Genomic DNA, 2,064 nt, shown 5'->3' with positions numbered 1-2,064 from the left:
ATCGGCCGTGCCGGCGCCAGCCGCGTCCGGCTGCGCGGCACCGGCCGCGGCGATGGCCGCCGCCGCCGGCTTCGCCGCCTCGGCGGCCTGGGACACCACGGCCGCCGCCGCGCCATGGCCGTCCAGGGCAGTCGCCGGCAGCGTGCCGCCCGCCGGAATCACCGCGGCGGTCGCTGGCCCGGCCTGGTCGTGTGCCGCCGCCGAGGCGGCGGCCGCCGTGCCCGCCAGCGGCGCCCCGACGGCATCGGCGAGCGTTTGGCCGGATACCGATCCAAGGGCGATGGCCGCCGCAGGCTTCGACGCATCAGCCAGACCGGCTGTCGCGGCATTGCCGCCGGCCGGGGCGAGGCTCGCCACAACCAGGCCGACCGGCCCCTCCGCCGCCTTCGCGTCGGCTGGCAGGCCCGCCGCCGCGGTCCCGGCCGCATGGGCATCCGCCGCGACGGTGCCGACCGCTGCCTTCGTCGCATCCGCCGTGCCGGCCGAGGCGAGGACGCCGGTCGCCGCGGCCACGGGAACCGCCGCGCCGGCGGCACCCAGGCCGGCCTTCGCCGCATCCACCGCATTGGTCGAGGCAAGGACGCCGGTCGCCGCGGCCGCGGGCAGCGTCGCGCCGGCCGCACCCAGGCCCGCCTTCGTCGCATCCGCCGTGCTGGCCGAGGCGAGGACGCCGGTCGCCGCGGCCGCGGGCAGCGTCGCGCCGGCCGCACCCAGGCCCGCCTTCGTCGCATCCGCCGTGCCGGCCGAGGCGAGGACGCCGTTCGCCGCGGCCGCGGGCAGCGTCGCGCCGGCCGCACCCAGGCCCGCCTTCGTCGCATCCGCCGTACCGGCCGAGGCGAGGACGCCGGTCGCCGCGGCCGCGGGCAGCGTCGCGCCGGCCGCACCCAGGCCCGCCTTCGTCGCATCCGCCGCGCTGGCCGAGGCGAGGACGCCGTTCGCCGCGGCCGCGGGCAGCGTCGCGCCGGCCGCCCCCAGGCCCGCCTTCGCCGCATCCACCGCATTGGTCGAGGCGAGGACGCCGGTCACCGCGGCCGCGGGCAGCGTCGCGCCGGCCGCACCCGCGGCCGCCTTCGTCGCATCCGCCATGCTGGCCGAGGCAAGGACGCCGGTCGCCGCGGCCGCGGGCAGCGTCGTGCCGGCCGCACCCAGGCCCGCCTTCGTCGCATCCGCCGTGCCGGCCGCGGCAAGGATGCCGTCACCCGCAGCACCGGGCAGCGTCGCCACGGCCGCCTGGTCCGTCGCATGGTCGCCGGAAGCCGCGGCGACGCCGGCCGCCATGGCCTTTGTCCCGGCATCCGCCGGCGCTGCGGCACTGCGGCTCCCGGCCGCCCGGTCCTCGGCGAGGGAGGTCACCGCCGGCGCCTTCGCCTCGACCAGGGACACATCCACCACCTCCGGCGCTGCCTGCTTCGGCGCGCGGGCGGCCTGCTGGGCGACCGGCGCCGCCTCCTGCAGCATCGCCATCACCAGGCTGGCCGCGGGCCCCGCCGTCGGACCTGCCGTCGGACCTGCCACTGGCCCGGAATCGAAGGCGTGGCTTTCCGCCACCAGCAGCGGCTTCACCGCCGGCGCGGCCTCCGCCGGCCTGGCCGCGGCGGGGCTCAGCACCGAGGGCGCCGCCTCGGCGACCACCGCCGGCTTGACCGCCTGGGCCGCCGCCTTCTCCTCCCCTGCCGGCGCCTCGGCCGGCTGCACCGGCCGGGCCGCGGCCTCCGCCTGCACCGCCGCCTTGGTGCCGAGCGCCGCGGCCTTGGCCGCCTCGGCCCGCGCCGCGGCCTCCTGCGCCGCGCCGCGGAAGCTGGCCGGCAGCACCGCCTCGGCCGCATCGGCCGCCTGCACCCCGGCCATCAGCCGGGCCCCGGCGGCATCCTCCAGCGGCGCCGGGCGCAGCATCGCCGGCAGGACCCATTCGGTGGCGGCGAAGCGGGCGCCTTCCAGCGGCGCCGCCGCGGCCGAGGCCGCGAGGCCGGTGCCATGCGCCCAGCCCGGCACCATCCCCGGCGCCATCCCCGGCGCCCAGCCCGGCACCGGCGCCGCCAGGCCCGCCGCCTCGGCGCCGGCATC

General features: G+C 81.0%; 1 pseudogene. It reads right to left on the bottom strand.

Features of this window, described 5'->3' with window-relative positions:
- Positions 1-2,064: pseudogene (locus tag E2C06_RS38310) on the bottom strand (hypothetical protein); the annotation flags it as partial.

This window comes from Dankookia rubra (genome assembly GCF_004355005.1).
GTDB lineage: Bacteria > Pseudomonadota > Alphaproteobacteria > Acetobacterales > Acetobacteraceae > Paracraurococcus > Paracraurococcus ruber_A.
Note: the sequence above shows the minus strand (reverse complement) of the source record. Positions and strands in the feature narration are given on the sequence as shown.